Source organism: Betaproteobacteria bacterium (assembly GCA_009693245.1).
GTDB lineage: Bacteria > Pseudomonadota > Gammaproteobacteria > Burkholderiales > SHXO01 > SHXO01.
On record SHXO01000029.1, the window covers coordinates 1 to 17312 of the forward strand.

General features: G+C 60.5%; 14 protein-coding genes and 1 pseudogene. 9 read left to right on the forward strand and 6 right to left on the reverse strand.

Annotated elements, in window-relative coordinates; translation table 11 throughout:
* The first annotated feature begins 207 nt into the window (after positions 1-207).
* From EXR36_06560 to EXR36_06570, 3 genes are all read left to right on the forward strand, one after another.
* Entirely contained in the window at positions 208-969 is a 762-nt protein-coding gene (locus EXR36_06560; protein MSQ59302.1) for an SDR family oxidoreductase, read from the forward strand.
* Positions 970-1057: 88 nt separating this feature from the next.
* Complete coding sequence (locus tag EXR36_06565; GenBank protein MSQ59303.1) at positions 1058-1507, forward strand: helix-turn-helix domain-containing protein; 450 nt, start codon at positions 1058-1060, stop codon at positions 1505-1507.
* The gene (locus EXR36_06570) at positions 1372-2085 is read left to right on the forward strand and encodes a PIN domain-containing protein (protein ID MSQ59304.1); all 714 of its coding nucleotides are present in this window, start codon (positions 1372-1374) and stop codon (positions 2083-2085) included. Before EXR36_06565 ends, EXR36_06570 begins: the two co-directional genes overlap by 136 nt.
* Before the next feature lie 458 nt (positions 2086-2543).
* Here the strand turns inward: EXR36_06570 and EXR36_06575 are convergent, their stop codons facing one another.
* Entirely contained in the window at positions 2544-3674 is a 1131-nt protein-coding gene (locus EXR36_06575) for a hypothetical protein (protein ID MSQ59305.1), read from the reverse strand.
* Positions 3675-3900: 226 nt separating this feature from the next.
* Between EXR36_06575 and EXR36_06580 the strand changes: the two genes are divergently transcribed.
* The 3 genes from EXR36_06580 (at position 3901) to EXR36_06590 (ending at position 7923) form a co-directional block, all read left to right on the forward strand.
* Complete coding sequence (locus EXR36_06580; protein ID MSQ59306.1) at positions 3901-4806, forward strand: hypothetical protein; 906 nt, start codon at positions 3901-3903, stop codon at positions 4804-4806.
* 235 nt (positions 4807-5041) lie between these two features.
* Positions 5042-6979: an AMP-dependent synthetase gene (locus EXR36_06585; GenBank protein MSQ59307.1), complete on the forward strand. Its 1938-nt coding sequence runs from the start codon at positions 5042-5044 to the stop codon at positions 6977-6979.
* An 89-nt stretch (positions 6980-7068) separates the two neighbouring features.
* Positions 7069-7923 carry a serine protein kinase RIO gene (locus EXR36_06590; GenBank protein ID MSQ59308.1) on the forward strand — a complete coding sequence of 285 codons (855 nt, stop codon included), beginning with the start codon at positions 7069-7071 and terminating at the stop codon, positions 7921-7923.
* Positions 7924-7977: 54 nt separating this feature from the next.
* Here the strand turns inward: EXR36_06590 and EXR36_06595 are convergent, their stop codons facing one another.
* Both EXR36_06595 and EXR36_06600 read right to left on the reverse strand, forming a co-directional pair.
* Positions 7978-8847, reverse strand: coding sequence for a cyclase family protein (locus tag EXR36_06595; GenBank protein ID MSQ59309.1), 870 nt, complete (start codon positions 8845-8847; stop codon positions 7978-7980).
* Positions 8848-8886: 39 nt separating this feature from the next.
* Positions 8887-9351: pseudogene (locus tag EXR36_06600) on the reverse strand (cyclic nucleotide-binding domain-containing protein).
* Between the two features lie 181 nt (positions 9352-9532).
* Here EXR36_06600 and EXR36_06605 point away from each other — a divergent pair.
* Positions 9533-10069, forward strand: a complete 537-nt coding sequence (locus tag EXR36_06605; protein MSQ59310.1) for a hypothetical protein — start codon at positions 9533-9535, stop codon at positions 10067-10069.
* 11 nt (positions 10070-10080) lie between these two features.
* Here the strand turns inward: EXR36_06605 and EXR36_06610 are convergent, their stop codons facing one another.
* The 3 genes from EXR36_06610 to EXR36_06620 are packed head-to-tail and all read right to left on the reverse strand — an operon-like array spanning position 10081 to position 12771.
* Positions 10081-10752 (reverse strand): DUF3299 domain-containing protein, encoded by a 672-nt coding sequence (locus EXR36_06610; GenBank protein MSQ59311.1) that lies wholly within the window; start codon positions 10750-10752, stop codon positions 10081-10083.
* Between the two features lie 31 nt (positions 10753-10783).
* Entirely contained in the window at positions 10784-12028 is a 1245-nt protein-coding gene (locus EXR36_06615; protein ID MSQ59312.1) for an ABC transporter permease, read from the reverse strand.
* Positions 12025-12771, reverse strand: a complete 747-nt coding sequence (locus tag EXR36_06620; GenBank protein ID MSQ59313.1) for an ABC transporter ATP-binding protein — start codon at positions 12769-12771, stop codon at positions 12025-12027. The genes EXR36_06615 and EXR36_06620 overlap by 4 nt, the downstream gene beginning before the upstream one ends.
* A 120-nt stretch (positions 12772-12891) precedes the next feature.
* Between EXR36_06620 and EXR36_06625 the strand changes: the two genes are divergently transcribed.
* Together EXR36_06625 and EXR36_06630 are read left to right on the forward strand one after the other, a co-directional pair.
* Entirely contained in the window at positions 12892-16074 is a 3183-nt protein-coding gene (locus tag EXR36_06625; protein ID MSQ59314.1) for an efflux RND transporter permease subunit, read from the forward strand.
* A 22-nt stretch (positions 16075-16096) separates the two neighbouring features.
* Positions 16097-17263, forward strand: a complete 1167-nt coding sequence (locus tag EXR36_06630; GenBank protein ID MSQ59315.1) for an efflux RND transporter periplasmic adaptor subunit — start codon at positions 16097-16099, stop codon at positions 17261-17263.
* Positions 17264-17312 lie beyond the last annotated feature (49 nt).

Here is a 17312-nt window from a genome sequence, read left to right on the forward strand (position 1 = left end):
GGCACAGAGGAAAACCAAAGACTTGACTCGCATATGCTTCTCACCTATTGGGTGAAGCGGTATCGATCATTAACCCACTGTTTCCCTCTGTGATCTCTGAGTCCTCCGTGGCTTGTATTGCGGTTTTTAGGTTCATAGGTTTCCTTTCGTGTACGCTCGTACCCTTCGTGGGAAAGATTTTTTTAGCATCAAAAGTATGGAGAAAACATGACTCAATATAATCTCGCCGGCCGCGCCGCACTCGTCACCGGCGGCGCCTCCGGCATCGGATTTTCCATCGCCACCCAGATTGGCCGCAATGGTGGCACCGTGGCAGTAAATTTTCTGAGCGATGATCCGCGCGGCCCGCAAGCCGTGGAGAAACTCAAGGCGGAGGGCATCAACGCCGTTGCCGCACCGGGAAACGTGGCTGTGGCGGGAGACGCCGAGCGCATGGTCAACGACGCCGTACAAAAACTCGGCCGCCTCGATTTTTTGGCGAACAACGCGGGGACCCCTAACTCCCGCCGCAAGATCGAACCCCGCGAACTGGACATGATGACGGAAGAGTTCTGGAACACTATCTTGCAGACCAACCTGCTGGGCGTGTTCCGCTGCGCGCACGCCGCCGCGCCAGCGCTGAAAGCTTCGCACGGTGCCATCGTCAACACCGCATCCATCGCAGGCCTGGGCCGCGCGGGTTCGAGCGTGGCCTATTCCGCCAGCAAGGCCGGCGTGGTAAGCCTGACGCAGAATCTCGCACGCTCATTGTCGCCAGAAGTGCGCGTGAACGCCGTGGCCCCCGGTGCCGTGGATTCCGCGTGGATGGTGGAATGGTCCGAGGAAGAGCGCGCCGCCACCGCGAACGGGGCGTTACTCAAACGCCGCTGCACCACGGACGACATCGCCGAAGTGGTGGTGTTCCTGGGCTTCGCGGCGGCGATGGTGACGGGGCAGACGCTCACGGTGGATGGGGGGTTGACGCTTTAATTCCGACAGTGAGAAAGGGATTTCTGGAGTGGTTTCGAATAGGTAGATATAATCGAAAGGTCTCCAGGCTCTCAAGAGGAGTTGTACCGTGACTGCAAACACCATCCCTCCGCCGCGTGCCAAGCGTGCGCCATCCATGCGCCGCGCGTGCGAAAAATCCGCACGCTCTCTTATTTCGGTTATCCGTCGTGCGAGGCCTGGCAAAACTTCCTCGGAAGTCTTGACCGATTTGGTTGAACCGCTGACTGGCGCCATCGAACGAACAGCGGAGCTGCTTTTGGCCGGCAAACATGTCCGCGTAATCGAGGACGATGATTCCATTACCACGCAGGAGGCGGCTGACCTGCTCAACATTTCACGCCCGTCTCTGGTCAAGTTGCTCGAAACTGGAAAAATTCCGCAATTGCCCAAGGCTGGCCGCCATCGCCGAATCGCTCGGTCTGCGGTGCTCAAGTACAAGCGCAAACGAGACGCGGAACGGGAATCGGCGCTCAAGGCGCTCGCAGCCGTATCGCAACGCCATGGTCTCGGCTATTGACCGTGCCGCCTGTCGTCGTGCTCGATGCGTGCGTTCTTTATCCGGCGGCGCAGCGCGACTTGTTCATGTGGCTGGCTGCGGGAGGAGCGATTCGCGCCCATTGGACCGATGAGATCCACAACGAGTGGATGCGCAATGTTGAGCGCGATTACGCCATCGAGCGCCGCGTCCTGGATCGCGTGCGCGAGTTGATGGATCGAGCGGCTGGCGATGCCTTGATCGGCGGGTACCGCCAGTATGAGAGACTTTTCCCCAAGACCGATAGCAAGGATCGTCATGTCGCCGCTGCTGCCGTCGCGGCACGCAAACGTTCCGGCGCGGACATGGTTACGATTATCACTTGGAACTTGAAGGATTTTGATCGCGAGGATCTGGCGAGAGCCCGAGTAACCGCCGAAAATCCAGATGCTTTCTTATGCCGTCTGTTTGCGGATTCGCCGGATCATGTTGTGGCGGCATTCTCACGGATGAGCGATAACCTTCGAAACCCTTCGAAGACGGCGCAAGAATGTGCCGGTACGCTCGCTGCGCAAGGCTTGAAGAGGTTTGCCAGACTGATTGGGGCAAGACTTGGATAATCTGGTGGCTCCGAATTTATCGAACGTTGGAGATGGTCAGATGAATAGCGCCCCGCCACGGTGAACACGGCGTTATCGAGACACATATGGCGGCGATCGTATGAACGACTCCATTAGTTTAAGATGTTTGCGCTCATGTGGCCGGTAAATTCGCGCCCTGCCAGAATCGCAGCTTGGTTATCGATAAGCATTTTATTTTTTCCCCAATCCTACTTCGGCATCGCATATTGCATGAGCGAGCCTGTTGGGTCTTTCGTCGCTGCCGGGTTATTCGTATCTCCTGCCTTAGCGATGGCATTTACCAAGAACCTTTACCGCAGCATAGGCTGCCAGCTTTGGCATGCTTCCATTTCTCATATGGGCGGGCTACGTGACATGTATCGCACCGGACATGTCAAGCGGCCCGCCGTTGGCATATGCGTCCGTTCTAATGTTTGGAGTTCCAGCCGCTATGGTTGTTATGACTTCCAGCAGAACTCGCGAACGGCATCCTCGTCCACCTCGATACCGAGCCCCGGACCCTTGGGCACTTCCGCGAAGCCGTGATCGATCATGATGGGTTGCCGAGCCAGATCCCGCGCCAGATATTGGCTCGACAGGCTGACTCCCCAATCTAGGCGTGGCAATGCGGCGGCCACGTGCAAGATGGCGGCGCTGGCGATGCTGGACTCGGCGATTTTGCAGGCGAGGTTGACATGAATGCCGATCTGTTCGCAAAGAATGCCCGCTTGATAGACGGCGCGCAGGCCGCCCAGCTTGATGATTTTGAGGCTGCCGCCTTCGGCGGCGTGTGCGCTGCGGTGGAGTTCGATGTCATCCAGGCTGTGGATGCCTTCATCGGCGCCAATGGCGATGCCGCTGGCAGCCGCCACGCGCGCCATGCCTTCCAGGTCGTCCCCCGCGACGGGTTGCTCCACGAAGTCCATGGCGCAGTGCTCCACCGCGCGGACGTACTGGATGGCATCTTCCACGCTGTAGCCTTGATTGGCATCGGCGCTGATCAGCATGCCCGATCCTAGCGCTTCGCAGATGGCGATGGTGCGCTGCGCGTCGGCTTGGGGATCATTGGCGCCGATCTTAATTTTGTAGGCGATCACGCCCTGCGCTTTCTTGGCGCGTGCCTCGGCGACATCCCCCTCCAAGGATCCGGTGCCGATGAGCCAGAGAACCGGCACCCGGCCGCGCTGCTTCGCACCCAGCAATTCGTGCACTGGTTGACGGTGCGCGCGGCCCACCAAATCTAGCATAGCCACCTCGATGGCCGCCTTGGCGGCGTGGTTGCCATACATGCGCCAAGCCAGCTCGCGATCGGTGGCCGCGAAGTTTTCCGCATCCATGCCTATCAAAAAAGGCGCTAGATAGCGCACGGCGGCCATCATGCTCTCCACGGTTTCACCGGTCATGGTGGGTGCGGCCGCGGCCTCGCCCCATCCTGTTTCGCCACTCTCCGAAGTGATGCGTACCAGAACATTGTCCGCGGTGCGAAGTTCCACACCCGCCATCTTCATGGGTTTCACCATGGGCAGGCTGACGGCAAAAGGTTCCACGCGGCGGATCTTCATGCTTGCTGTGCTAGGGTCTGTTGGCATATATTTCGTGGGCGATCCACGAAATATATGCCAACAGACCCTAGGATTTTCCACTTCGGCGAATTGTTCATTTCAACCTTAGAAAATAGCGGAATAAATCTTCCGTTCGTGGTGAGCGTGTCGAACCATGAACGGAAGATTCGATTACTTAAACTTATTACAAAGAGCGCCCTTCGACTAGCTCAGGGCAAACGTACTAAATCAGCACACTCCCAACCCGCACACCATGGCCGCTAAAACTTCTTCCGCCAAATCCGAGAAACGCTACGGCGACATCATCTTCGAGGTCAAAAGCCAAGTCGCCTGGATCACCATCGACCGGCCGCGCGTCCACAACGCCTTTCGCGAGCAGACCTTGGACGAAATGATTGACGCTTTCAAGTCTACACGCGAAGACCCGACAATCGCCTGTGCGGTGGTGACCGGCGCGGGTGATAAAGCTTTCTCCGCGGGCGGCGACTTCCACGCCATGATGCGACTGAACCGCGCCAACGCCTATATGTGGAACGACCGCATGCTGGGGCTTGCCATGACTATTCGTGGGTTGCCGATTCCCGTGATCGCCATGATCAACGGATGGTGCATGGGAGGCGGCCATGAATTGGCGCTATGGTGCGACTTGGCCATCGCGTCGGATCGCGCCGTGCTCGGCCAGACGGGGGCCAAGGTCGGGGCGTGCCCCACGGTGGGGGCGACGCAGTACCTGCCGCGCATCATAGGCGAGCGCCTGGCGCGCGAGATGATTTTTCTGGGGCGCAGATTTCCGGGGGAGGAGGCCGAGCGCATCGGTCTTATCAACAAGTGCGTGCCCCATGCGGATCTCATCGCCGAGACCTTGAAGTGGTGCGAGACCATCAAGGGCCACAGCTCGCAAACGCTGCGCTACACCAAGAAATCCTTCAACAGCGAATCCGACGAGCTATACGCTTCGTGGCAGCAAGGCATGGAGATGCTGGCCATGGTGTGGGGATCGGAGGAAAGTTTGGAGGGCATGCAAGCGTTCCTCGATGGACGCAAACCTGACTTCAACCAATTTCGCGCGCGCAACAAGAAAGCCTTGGACGAGTATCTGGATGGGTTCGAGAAACATTTGAACGCCGCGCCGGAAATGCGCCCGAAGGCGAGGAAGTGATCCGCGCTTTCTTAGTTCTAACCTTGCCAACCTAAACCAATTATCAACGCAAAGACGCAAAGGGCGCAAAGGAAATCTTTATTGGGTTTCTTTGCGCCCTTTGCGTCTTTGCGTTGAGAGGTTTTATTTTCTTGCGTCATCGTAGAATCATGTATGTTCAAAAACCATTCTCCTCCACAGGGCAGCCTCCACGATTCGCTAATGGCGGTGCTTTGCGTCGGAGTCAAGGCCAGCTATGACTGAGGACCTCGTCTGGAACCCCACGCAAGAGATCATCCGTGAAACCAACATCCATGCGTTTCTAAAGCGCCATGGCTTAGGCACTCTTGAGGATCTCATGCGGCGGGCGGATGCCGAGCCGCACTGGTATTGGCAGGTGCTGTTGGAGTTCTTCGACATTCGCTTCGAGACTCCCTATACGAACGTGATGGATTTGTCCGCGGGGATCGAATGGCCCAAGTGGTGTGTGGGCGGCACCACCAATCTCGTGATGAATTGCCTGGACCGTCATCGCGGCACGGCCACTTGGGCGAAACCAGCGTTGGTGTGGGAAGGCGAAGACGGCTCCACGCGCGAGTGGAGTTATGCCGAACTCTCCGCCGAGGTGGATCGTCTAGCGGCGCTGTTGCGCGCAAGAGGGATAGGCCGGGGCGACGTGGTCGCTATTTTCTTGCCCATGATTCCGGAAGCCGCCGCCGCATTCTTCGCGGTGGCCAAGATTGGCGCCATCATCACGCCACTATTTTCCGGTTTTGGCCCCCAGCCCATCATCGACCGCTTGACCGATGGCGATGCGGTAGCCGTCATCGCCGCGGACATTTCATGGCGGCGCGGCAAAGTAGTGGCCATGAAGGAGGTGCTCGACGAAGCGTTGGCTTCGGTGGCGAGCGTGCACACGGTGGTGGTGCTCGGCCGGAGCGCAAGGAGTTCGGTGGTGGCAACACGTGACGTGGCCTGGCCAAGCGCGCACGACGCAGCCGATGCGCGCACAGAAATCCTGGATGCGGAAGCCCCCGTCATGCTCATGTATACCTCTGGCACCACGGGTAGACCTAAGGGAACCGTCCACACGCACTGCGGGGTACTAGCCAAGAACGCACTCGACATGGGGTTGTGCATCGATTTGAAGGCGAGCGACCGTCTCATGTGGATGAGCGACATGGGCTGGATCGTGGGACCGAAGATCATCATCAGCGGCGCATTGTTGGGCGCTACCCTGGTCATTTCCGAAGGCACGCCCGATTGGCCCGATCCCGTGCGCATGTGGCGCATGGTAGAGAAGCACGCGGTGACCATCGTGGGCGTGGTGCCTACCATGGTGCGGCAGTGGATGCACGCCAAGGTGGAAGACGTGCTCGCGGGCATCGATTTGTCCGCATTGCGCGCGACCATCTCCGTGGGCGAACCCTGGACGCGCGAAGCATGGGAATGGTTCTTCCGCCACGTGTGCGCCGGGCGAATCCCCATTCTGAATTACGCGGGCGGCACCGAGTGCGGTGGCGCCATCTTGATCGGCAGTTTTCTGCGCCCCATTCGCCCGGGCGCGTTCTCCCATCCCGTGCCGGGGTGTGGCGCGGATATCGTCGATGCCACCGGACGCTCCGTGGCTTCTGGCGAGATTGGCGAGTTAGTCATGCGCCGGCCTTCCATTGGCATGACGCGCGGGCTGTGGAAGACGCCGGAGCGCTACATCGAAAGTTACTGGCGGGTGATCGAGGGCGTGTGGGTGCAGGGGGATCTCGCCTCGCGCGACGGCGAAGACCTGTGGTATCTGCACGGCAGATCGGATGACACCATCAAGATCGCGGGCAAGCGCACGGGGCCGGCCGAGGTGGAGGCGGTGCTCATCGGAACCGGCCTCGTCAAGGACGCCGCCGTGATTGGCGTGCCCGACGAATTGACCGGTTCCGCGCTCGTATGCGTCTGCGTACTTAGTTCTGGCGGCCAGGACAATGTGGAAAAAGAACTGATCAAGGCCGTGGCGGACAGGCTGGGTAAGGCTTACCGCCCAAGGCGCGTTTTGTTCGTGGCGGACCTGCCGCGAACGCGTAATCAAAAGATCATGCGCCGGGTGGTGCGATCGGTTCTCACCGGCGCTCCCGCGGGCGACTTGAGCTCGCTGGCGAATCCAGAATCCGTCGAAGAGATCCGGCGGTTGGCGGTGGGAGGGTGATTACCGGGAAGCTCAGATTAAAGACTGAGGTTTTAAGCTAGACTTCGCCCCCTTCATACCTTCCCCCTGCGCCCCTGCGGCGCGCACCCTTGAAAACCCCCAAGCGTCTCGAATCTCTCGTCGAGGAAGGTCTCATCGACGCAGTCACCGGCCAGCTCATGAGCGGCAAGGAAGCCACCGTGTTCATCGTGCGCTGTGGCGAAGAAGTCCGTTGCGCGAAAGTCTACAAGGACGCCAACAAACGCAGTTTCCGCCAGAGTGTCAAGTACACGGAAGGCCGCAAGGTTAAGAACAGCCGCCGCGCCCGCGCCATGGACAAGGGTTCGCGTTTCGGCCGCCAGGAGCAGGAGGATGCTTGGCAGAACGCCGAGGTGGATGCGTTGCGCCGGCTCGCAACCGCTGGCGTGCGCGTTCCGCAGCCCTACAACTTTCTCGACGGCGTGTTGCTCATGGAGATGGTGGCGGACGCCAACGGCCATGCGGCGCCAAGGCTCAACGACTTGGTGCTCACGCCGGAGCAAGCGCGCGAATATCATGGAATTCTGATCATGGAGGTGGTGCGCATGCTGTGCGCCGGGATCGTTCACGGTGACTTATCCGAGTACAACGTGCTGGTGGGGCAGGACGGTCCGGTCATCATCGACTTGCCCCAAGCGGTGGATGCGGCGGGCAACAACAACGCCGGCCGTATGCTGGAGCACGATGTGGAGAATCTGACCCGCTATTTTGGCCAGTACGCGACGGAGCTTCGTGGCACGGATTACGGCAAGGAAATTTGGGCGCTCTACGAAAGCGGCAAGCTACATCCGGATGTGGTGCTGACCGGTTGCTTCGAACGCGTCGAAACGGCCCCTGACGTGGATGGCGTGATGCGCGAGATAGATGACGTGATCAGGGAAGAGGCCGCGCGCCAGCGTTATAAGGAAATGCTGGAGGAGGGTTAGTAGGCCCCCACCCTAACCCTCCCCCGCGAGCGGGGGAGGGACACGGAGGATCGGTTAGTACGTGGCGACGGGGTTGCCGGGCGATCCGGTGGCTCCCACCAACTTCAATGGTGCCCAGGCGAAATTGAACTCATAGGCCTTGTCGGCGGCTAAATCGTCCAGGGACAGGTTCTCGAAGTTGCTGATGCCACGGCGTGCCACCAGGTTCATGTGGCAATAGGCGAAGGCATCGGGCACGCCTTGGGCGAAGTCGTAGGGCTCCAGACCCCAGGTATCGGATCCGATCATGGCTATTTTCTTGGCCGCTAGGTGATCGCAGACTTCCGGAGAGACACCCGGTTCGCCCGAGCCGAACTCGGCGTTGTCCTTCGCCAATTGCTCGTCGGTCTTCACCTTTTCGCCGGCAGGCCGGCCTAGGTGGTTGGTATTCCACAGGCTATTCCAACCCGTGCGGAAGAGCACCACATCGCCTTGAGTGGCGTCGCCGATGCCTTGCCTTTGCAGCGCAGCGCGGTAATCGGCCATGGTGATGGAGTAGCCCTTCGCAAGGCGGGTAGTTCCATTCAGCCCCGCGATGTCGATCAAGATGCCGCGCGTAAAGAAGCCGCCGGCTTTCTCCGTGCCGACCTTCTTCATGCCGCGCGCGGTTTCCACGTCTTGCAGACGGTGCTTGTTGTAGAAATAGTCCCCGTCCTTCCAGCCAGGAACGCCTTCCACGCGGATCATCGGATGGGCAAAACCGTCCCATTGCGTTTCCACCTGGCCAATCTCCGCGGTGAGTATCTCGTCCATGAAAGTCATGATGAAGTTGTCGCCCGGCCAGCTCAAGGGCCCGTGGGTGGGCGCGCCGGGGATGCTCAAGGCGAAAGTGCGGCCTGGCACCAGGGGCATGTGATTGCTGTAGGGGTGGCCCAATAGCGCCATCTTGCCGCGCTTGACCAGTTTGGCCGCCGCGATGCGCTTCTAGGGGGTGATGTACTTGGCCCCGCCCATTTCGTCATCGGCACCCAACTCGCTGGGCCACCAATTCTCGTCAATGGGGTTGTTGCCCGCGATTGCCTTACCGCATAAGACGACCGGGGCCAGAGCCGCGATCGCGAAATAATGATGCGTCTCGATCCTGATCAACCGAGAGGGTTAGGCCGCACGATAGCCGCCGGGAAACGGCGTGGCGAACGCAAGAGGAACCTCGCCGAAAATAGCGCCGGGCAAGCGCCAACCGAGGGTACGCGAAATACCGTCGAATTGCTTGACCACCTCGATCTTGCCAGACAGCACCGCAAAAAGGGCGCGCTCCCCTCCCTCATGCACGGCGTACTCGCCCGCCTGAAGTTGTATATCGGCCGAATTGCGAACCAGGCGCTCGAGTTCTCGTTCCGCCAGAGTGGCGAATAGCGGAATGGCACGAATATCTTCGATGCTCAACATGAAATCCGGCTCATTTCGGGTGCGTGTCCGATGTGACGCGAACCAGCGGCCGAGGCTCAAGGATCGCACTGTTCGAAACGGACTGTCACGCTCGAGACTCAGTATAGGGGAAGCGTTTTGGAAGGTACATCTCCCGCGGCCCCCGGCGTACTGCTAGACTGGCTTACGGAGGAGGCCGGATATGATGTTACGAATGGAAGCCGCGTGTAGAAGTTTGATGGGCATGGCCGTGGGGATGGCCTCGGGCGTTGTCTTGGCCTGCGTGGAGGGAGATTTGCGCGGCGATATGGTCACCGCCGAGCGGCAGGTTGGGACCACGGCCGTTGGCGAGGCGGCCAGCTTCAATGTTCTGGGCGCGGGTTGGTTTCGCGCGGCGGAGGTGGTCAAGCTGGGCGGCAAGAGCGATAAGACTTATGTCACCCTCGAGCTCGATGGCGTGCCAATGATCACCACGTCCTTCGCGGCTCTCAAGAATCCGTGGATGCAGTTGAGCACTTCGTTCATCGTCGCCAACGTGCGAACCGAAGGCGATGTGAGCACGATGACCATCTGGTATTCGCCGGAATTGAAATTTCGCGCCATGGCGGCGCTGCGTGCCGACGTGGAAGAAGAGGGCGTGGAGAGCTTGAAGCTAAAGGCCGTGATGAACAAGCCCGCGCCTCATGAGCACTTGCCTGGGCAGGCCCCCACCGCGCTGGCGTTGCCGACGTTCAAGTAGTTTGGAAGAAACTACTCCTTATAGGCCTCCACCACGCTTGCCTTGAGCGTGTAGCCGATATCGACGTTGGACGCGCCATCCACCAAGTACAGGGATTTCTTGCTCCCAGCGGTGGATAGGCGGCCGGTGACCCAGACCGCGGCGTAGAGCCCCGTGCTCTGGAAAGGTTTGTCCGCCTTCACGTGCACGATTTGGTTGGGCGGCGGGGGCGGCGTGTGGATACAAGCGCCCACCCAGGGGACGAGTAGGAACTCGGTGATTTCCTTGCCCGCGAAATCGAGAGGCAGCAGATAGCCGGGGATGCGTACGAATTGCCCGTCGAGTTCGGTGTTCACGGACTGGGCGCGCTGGCGCTTCTGCTCCATGATTTCCTTGCGCTTGGCGAGCAGGCTGTTCACATCCACCTCCGCTTGTTCGAGCTTGCGGGTGCCCGCTCTCTCGTCTTCGAGTTCGATGGGAGATATTTTTTCGTTACGCTCCTGTCGCTCTCGCACCGACGCGATGTCGGTCAGGAGCAGGAGCTGCTGCTTGGAGAGTTTGCCGAAGGGGTTGCCGCCGGACAATTCCGGCACCAAATCCTTCCACATGATGGCGCGCGGCGCTTCGGCCTGGGCGAAGGGTGCTAGGAGCGTGATGAGAACCATCGCGCAGATTTTCAGAAGCCGGTGATCGTTGGTCTGCATGTTCGGGGATGGAACGGTGAATTCGATGCGTTCAGATTCGTATAGTCATGCCGTCGGTGAGCGAGCGCCGGTAGATGCGGTAGGCGGGAATAAGTCCGATAAGCACTCCCGCGATGCCAACCAGCGCCAGCAATCGCAGCTCATGGGCGGAGGGCCAGGCCAATTCGATGAACAGGCCGAATTGAGTTTCCAGCCATCCGCGACCAAGGATCAAGCCGCCATAGAGTACCGCCAAGCCTAACACCATGCCCGACAGGGTGAGAAAGCCCGCCTCGCCGAGGATCAGGGCGAATACATGCGCGGGCCGCGCGCCCACGGAGCGCAGCACGGCCATTTCGCGGCGGCGCTCGTTCAAGCTTGTCAGAAGGGCCACCAGCATACCGGCCAGGCCCACGATCACCACCAAGACCGACACAGCGAACAGGGTCTGCTCCACGGTCCCAAGGATTTCCCATACTTCTTGAAGCGTCGCACCCGGAAGAATAGCCGTGAGTGGCTCGGGCTCGTACTCGTTGGCCAGGCGCTGCACCGCCAAGGCCGCGCCGCGGATCTTGAGCCCGAGAAGAAACGCGGAGATGGGAGCGTGCCGTGCCTCGTCGTGGCGGGTGGCCGCGGCCAGGGGATCGTCTTCCTCCGCGCCGGCGCGTGCATGCATGTCTTCCAGCGCTTCCAGGCTCACGTGCACCGCACGGTCAATGGGGGTGCCGGTGCGCGCCAGTATGCCGCTCACGCGCAAGGGATGGTCATCGTGGGTGATGAAGCTCACATCTCCCGCGCCATGGGCGAGCACGATGCGTTCGCCAACGCGGTAACCGAGCCGCCGCGCGGCATCGGCTCCCAATACAGCCTCTCGTGCGTTCGCAAAGGGATTTCCTTGCGCCAGAACGAGGGACCGGTTGCCGCCGAAGCGAAAGTGCTCGAAGAAGGCGGCGGTGGTGCCAAGCACGCGAAAGCCGCGGTGCGAGTCGCCGAGCGAAAAGGGTATGGCCCACGCCACTTCGGGGCGTTGCGCGATACCGAGATAACTCTCCCAGCGCAAGTTGTTGGTGGGGTTGCCCACATGGAACACCGAGTACAGCAGCAAATGCACGGGGCTGCTTCTCGCGCCCACTATGAGATCGGTTCCGGACACCGTGGCGGTGAAACTCGTGCGCGATTCGTTGCGCATGCGCTCCACGCCCAGCAGCAACATCACCGAGAGCGCGATGGAAAACGCGGTCAGCGCCGCGGTGAACTTGCGGTTGCGCAGGCTCTTGAGGGCCAGTTGCGCGATCATGCGCTCACGCCCTCTCTCATGGCGCGATTGATATCCTTGAAGGCGATATCCCGGTGGAAGCCCGGCGCAAGGGAAGCGTCGTGGCTCACCAGCAGCAACGCGGCGGATTCGCGCTCGCACTCCCGAAAAAGAAGACTGAGAAAATCTTCCCGGCTCCGCGTATCCAGAGCGGATGTGGGTTCGTCCGCGATAATGATTTCCGGAGCACCGATCAGGGCGCGTGCCGCCGCCACGCGTTGTTGTTGTCCCACGCTCAATTGCGTCACCGAGCGCTGAAGCAAGTGCGCCATGCCCAGTTGCTCCAATATTTTTCTCGCTTGCGCCCGCACGCTTCCGCCCGCTCGCATGGCCCGCTCGCGCCGGCGCTCGGAGAAACCGCAAGGCAAGCACACATTCTCCACCACGGAAAGATATGGTACGAGGTTGAACAACTGAAAGATGAAGCCGATATGACCGGCGCGGAAGCGGTCGCGCGCCGAGTGGCCCAACTCGCTCAAGTTGCGCCCTAGCACCGTTACGCTACCTTGGCTGGGCGTCACGATGCCTCCGATCAAACTCAGCAAGGTGGATTTGCCGCTTCCGCTGGCCCCGCGCAACAACACGCGCTCGCCGGGCGCGATATGCATGTGCTCGATGTCCACCACCGGTGCTTCGCCCGGCGCCCAGGCGAAGCGCGCGTCCCGCAATTCGATCACGCTTGGCGTCCCGGGTGGTGGCGCGGGGGCGCGGCCGGAGAGTGTCATTTGGAAATACGAGCGGCAAGTTAACGGCGCCGCAGTGTACTCCACGGCGCCTGTAAATCCACTAACATGCACGAGCTTGATCCTTCCGGGATCGTGCTCTTTCAACTTCCCGTCTTCACCATGTGGATCGTCCAACTCGCGCTGCGCCGCCCCTACACTTTCATCGTGCTGGCGCTACTCATCCTGCTCGGGGGGACGGTCGCCATATTGCGCACGCCCGTCGATATCTTCCCCAACATCAACATCCCGGTGGTGAGCGTGGTCTGGCGTTACACGGGACTTGCCTCCGAGGAAATGGAAGCGCGTATCGTGGCGCCCTTCGAGCGTGCAATGACCGCGACGGTGAACGACATCGAGCGCATCGAATCCCAGACCGTCAACGGCGTGGGCGTGGTGAAAGTGTTTTTCCATCCGGGCGCCCTCATTCAGACCGGGTTGGCGCAGGTGATTGCCATCGGGCAAACCATGCTGGGGCAGTTCCCGCCGGGTGCCACGCCGCCTCTGGTATTGAGCTACAACGCCTCCACGGTGCCCATCGTGCAACTGGTGCTGTCGAGCAAGAGTTTGGCGGAGCACGAGCTATTCGATCTCGCCAACAGCAACATGCGCACTCAACTGGCCACGGTGCAAGGCGCCATCCTGCCCTTTCCCTACGGTGGCAAATCGCGCCAAGTGGTGGTGGACCTGGATCCGCGCGCGCTGCAAGCGAAGGGATTGTCCGCGCTCGACGTGGTGAACGCCGTCAATGCCCAGAACCTGGTGCTGCCCACGGGGACGGTGAAGATCGGGGGCTTCGAGTACGTGGTGGGGCTCAACGGCAGCCCGCGCTCCATCGCGGAGCTGAACGACTTGCCCATTCGCACGGTGGGGGGCAGCACCCTCTACATCCGGGATGTGGCCAATGTGCGCGATGGTTTTCAACCGCAAACCAACATCGTTCGCCACGACGGCCAGCGCGCGGTGCTGATGAGCATTCTCAAGTACGGCCAGGCCTCCACGCTGGATATCGTTCAGCGCGTGCTAGATGAGGTGCCTCGCATGAAGGCGGGCCTGCCGCCCGAGTTGGACATTCAGACCGCGCTCGACCAGTCTTTGTTCGTGCGTGCGGCGGTGGAAGGGGTGGCACAAGAGGCCGTGATCGCCGCTTGCTTGACGGCGCTTATGATTCTGCTATTCCTGGGCAGTTGGCGCAGCACCTTCATCGTCGCGGTATCGATTCCCCTGGCCATTCTTTCCTCCCTGGCGGTTCTCCACATGCTGGGCGAGACCATCAATATCATGACCCTGGGAGGTCTCGCGCTCGCGGTGGGTATTTTGGTGGACGATGCCACCGTGGCCATCGAGAACATGGAGCAGCACCTGGAACGCGGTAAGTCCTTGGACGCGGCCATCCTGGATGGCGCCCAAGAGATCGCGGTGCCCACCTTCGTATCCACCTTGGCCATATGCATCGTGTTCGTGCCGATGTTTTTCCTGGCGGGCGTGGCGCGCTATTTATTCGCGCCGCTGGCCGAGGCCGTGGTCTTCGCGATGCTGGCCTCCTATCTGCTGTCTCGCACCTTGGTGCCCACGCTGGCCAAGTACCTGCTGCGCAAGGAAACCCATCAGCCCGGCGCTCCTCGCCGCAATCCGCTCGCGATGTTTCAGCGCGCCTTTGAGCGGGGCTTTTCCAACATGCGCTTGCGCTATCGCAGCATGCTGGAAAGTTGTCTCGCGTACCGAACGCTTTTCCTCTCCTTGTTCATGGCGGCTTGTATCGCTTCCGCTGCCCTCATGCCGTGGCTGGGGCAGGACTTCTTCCCGGCCGTGGACGCTGGCCAGTTCAAACTGCATTTGCGCGCCAAGACCGGAACCCGCATCGAGGAAACGGCGCGCTTGTGCGATTTGGTGGAATCGCAAATTCGCCGCATCATTCCGGCGGAGGAGTTGGACACGATCATCGACAACATCGGATTGCCCTCCAGCGGTACCAACCTGTCTTACAACACCTCCGGGACGGCGGGAACCGCCGATGCCGACATAAACGTGGCGCTGAAGAAGGGCCACCGTCCCACGGAAGAGTACGTACGCATCTTGCGCAAGGAACTGCCGAAACTTTTTCCGGGGATCACTTTTTACTTCCTACCGGCCGATATCGTCAGCCAGATTCTCAACTTCGGATTGCCATCGCCCATAGATATACAGGTCGTGGGCCGCAACATCGAGGGCAATCGCAAATTCGCACTGAGTCTCTTGCAACGCCTGCGCGAGGTGCCAGGCCTTGCCGACGTGCGTATCCAGCAGGCCTTCGACCAGCCCAAACTCGATATTAACGTGGACCGCACCAAGGCCCAGCAAATCGGTTTTTCGCAACGCGATATCGCCAGCAGCCTGCTGATCACGCTGAGCGGCAGTTTTCAAACCAACCCGGCGTTCTGGCTCAATCCCAAGAACAGGGTGAACTACTCCGTCATCACGCAGACGCCGCAGTACACCATGGACTCGCTGGACGCACTCTTCAACATCCCGGTAACCGGGCAAAACGGCGCGCGCGCGGAGGTACTAGGTAATCTCGCCACCATGGAACGCGGTAGCGAGCGCGCGCTCATCAGCCACTGGAACGTGCAACCGGTCATCGACCTGTATGCCTCCACGCAGGGGCGCGATCTGGGTGGCGTGGCGAAGGACGTGACCAAGATCGTGCGAGATATGGAGAAGGAATTGCCGAAGGGTTCGCGGATTCTTCTACGCGGCCAGATGGAAACCATGAATTCCTCCTTCACCGGGTTGCTCATAGGCTTGGCGATCGCCATCGTGCTCGTCTATCTGCTGATGGTGGTGAATTTCCAGTCCTGGCTCGACCCCTTCATCATCATCACCGCTTTGCCGGCGGCGCTGGCGGGCATCCTGTGGATGCTGTTTGTCACTCACACCACCCTTAGCATTCCCGCCTTGACGGGCACGATCATGGCCATGGGTATCGCCACCGCCAACAGTATTCTGGTGGTGAGCTTCGCGCGCGAGCAGTTGCGCCAGGGTGCTAACTCCATCACTTCAGCCATCGAAGCGGGATTCGGGCGCTTTCGCCCAGTGCTGATGACGGCCTTGGCCATGATCACCGGCATGGTGCCCATGGCCTTGGGGTTGGGCGAGGGCGGGGAGCAGAACGCGCCCCTGGGGCGGGCCGTGATCGGAGGGTTGGCATTCGCCACCGTGGCCACACTGTTTTTTGTTCCCGTGGTGTTCGCGGCCATTCATAATAAGCGGGGTGTGTTAAGCCTACCTGGCACCGCCGGGGAAGCATTGCAAAGGGTACCGGGCTAGAGAAGCAGTGGAAACCGATGAAATGACGCCTCGCCGCGGCCATCCGTTACGCAAGGTCCTTGCGTTTTGCGGGGGATTGGCCTCGATCGCGCTGTTGTTGTGGTTCGCGATCCACCCTCGCATGGAGAGCACCGCGGCGCTCAAGAAGGACACGGAGAACCTGAATGTTCCCACCGTGGCGGTGATCTCGCCGAAAAATGGGAGCCCCGGCCAGACCTTGGTACTGGCCGGCAACATGCAGGCGCTCACGGAGGCGCCCCTCTACGCGCGAACCAATGGCTACATCAAGCGGCGGTTGGTGGATATTGGCACGCGCGTGACCGCCGGCCAATTGCTGGCCGAGATCGACACGCCCGAGGTCGATGAACAATTACAGCAGGCACGGGCCGACCTCGCCACCGCCACGGCGAACTACGAGCTGGCGCGGAAGACCGCCGAGCGCTGGCAGGAATTGCTGAAATCCAACACCGTGTCCAAGCAGGGTGCCGATCAAACCCACGGCGATATGCAGGCCAAGAAGGCGGCACTGGATTCGGCGCGCTTCAACGTGGCGAGATTGGAGAAGACCCAGTCATTCAAACGCATTTTTGCGCCCTTTGCCGGCGTGATCACCACGCGCAACGCGGAGGTGGGCGCGCTTGTGGATGCGGGCGCCGCGGGCAAGGATAAGGAGCTGTTCCACGTGGCGGCCACCGACAGGCTGCGCGTGAACATCAGCGTGCCTCAGGTTTATTCGCGCGAGATCACCCCTGGGATGGAAGCGGAGCTGGTGCTGGTGGAGTTTCCAGGGCGCCGCTTCAAGGGCATGCTGGTGCGCACCGCCCAATCCATAGACGCGACCTCCCGCACATTGCAGGCGGAAGTGGAAGTGGATAACCCCACGGGCGAGTTGCTACCCGGGGCCTACGCGCAGGTGCATCTGAAACTTCACGCCGGCAAGCCCGCTTTGATCCTGCCCGTGAATGCGCTGCTGTTCCGTCCCGAAGGCGTGCAGGTGGCCGTGGTGGCGGCGGACAACAAGGCAGTACTCAAGAAGGTGGCGCTCGGTAAGGATTTCGGTACGCAGATCGAAGTCGTCTCGGGCCTCGACGCCAACGAACAAGTCATTCTCAATCCCTCCGATTCGCTCATCTCCGGAACCGTGGTGCGGCCAGTCAAGCAACAAGAGGAAAAAAAGCCTGGTGGCTAGCTGTTGATATTAGATACGCATCGCGCCACGGGCACTCATCATGCGTGAG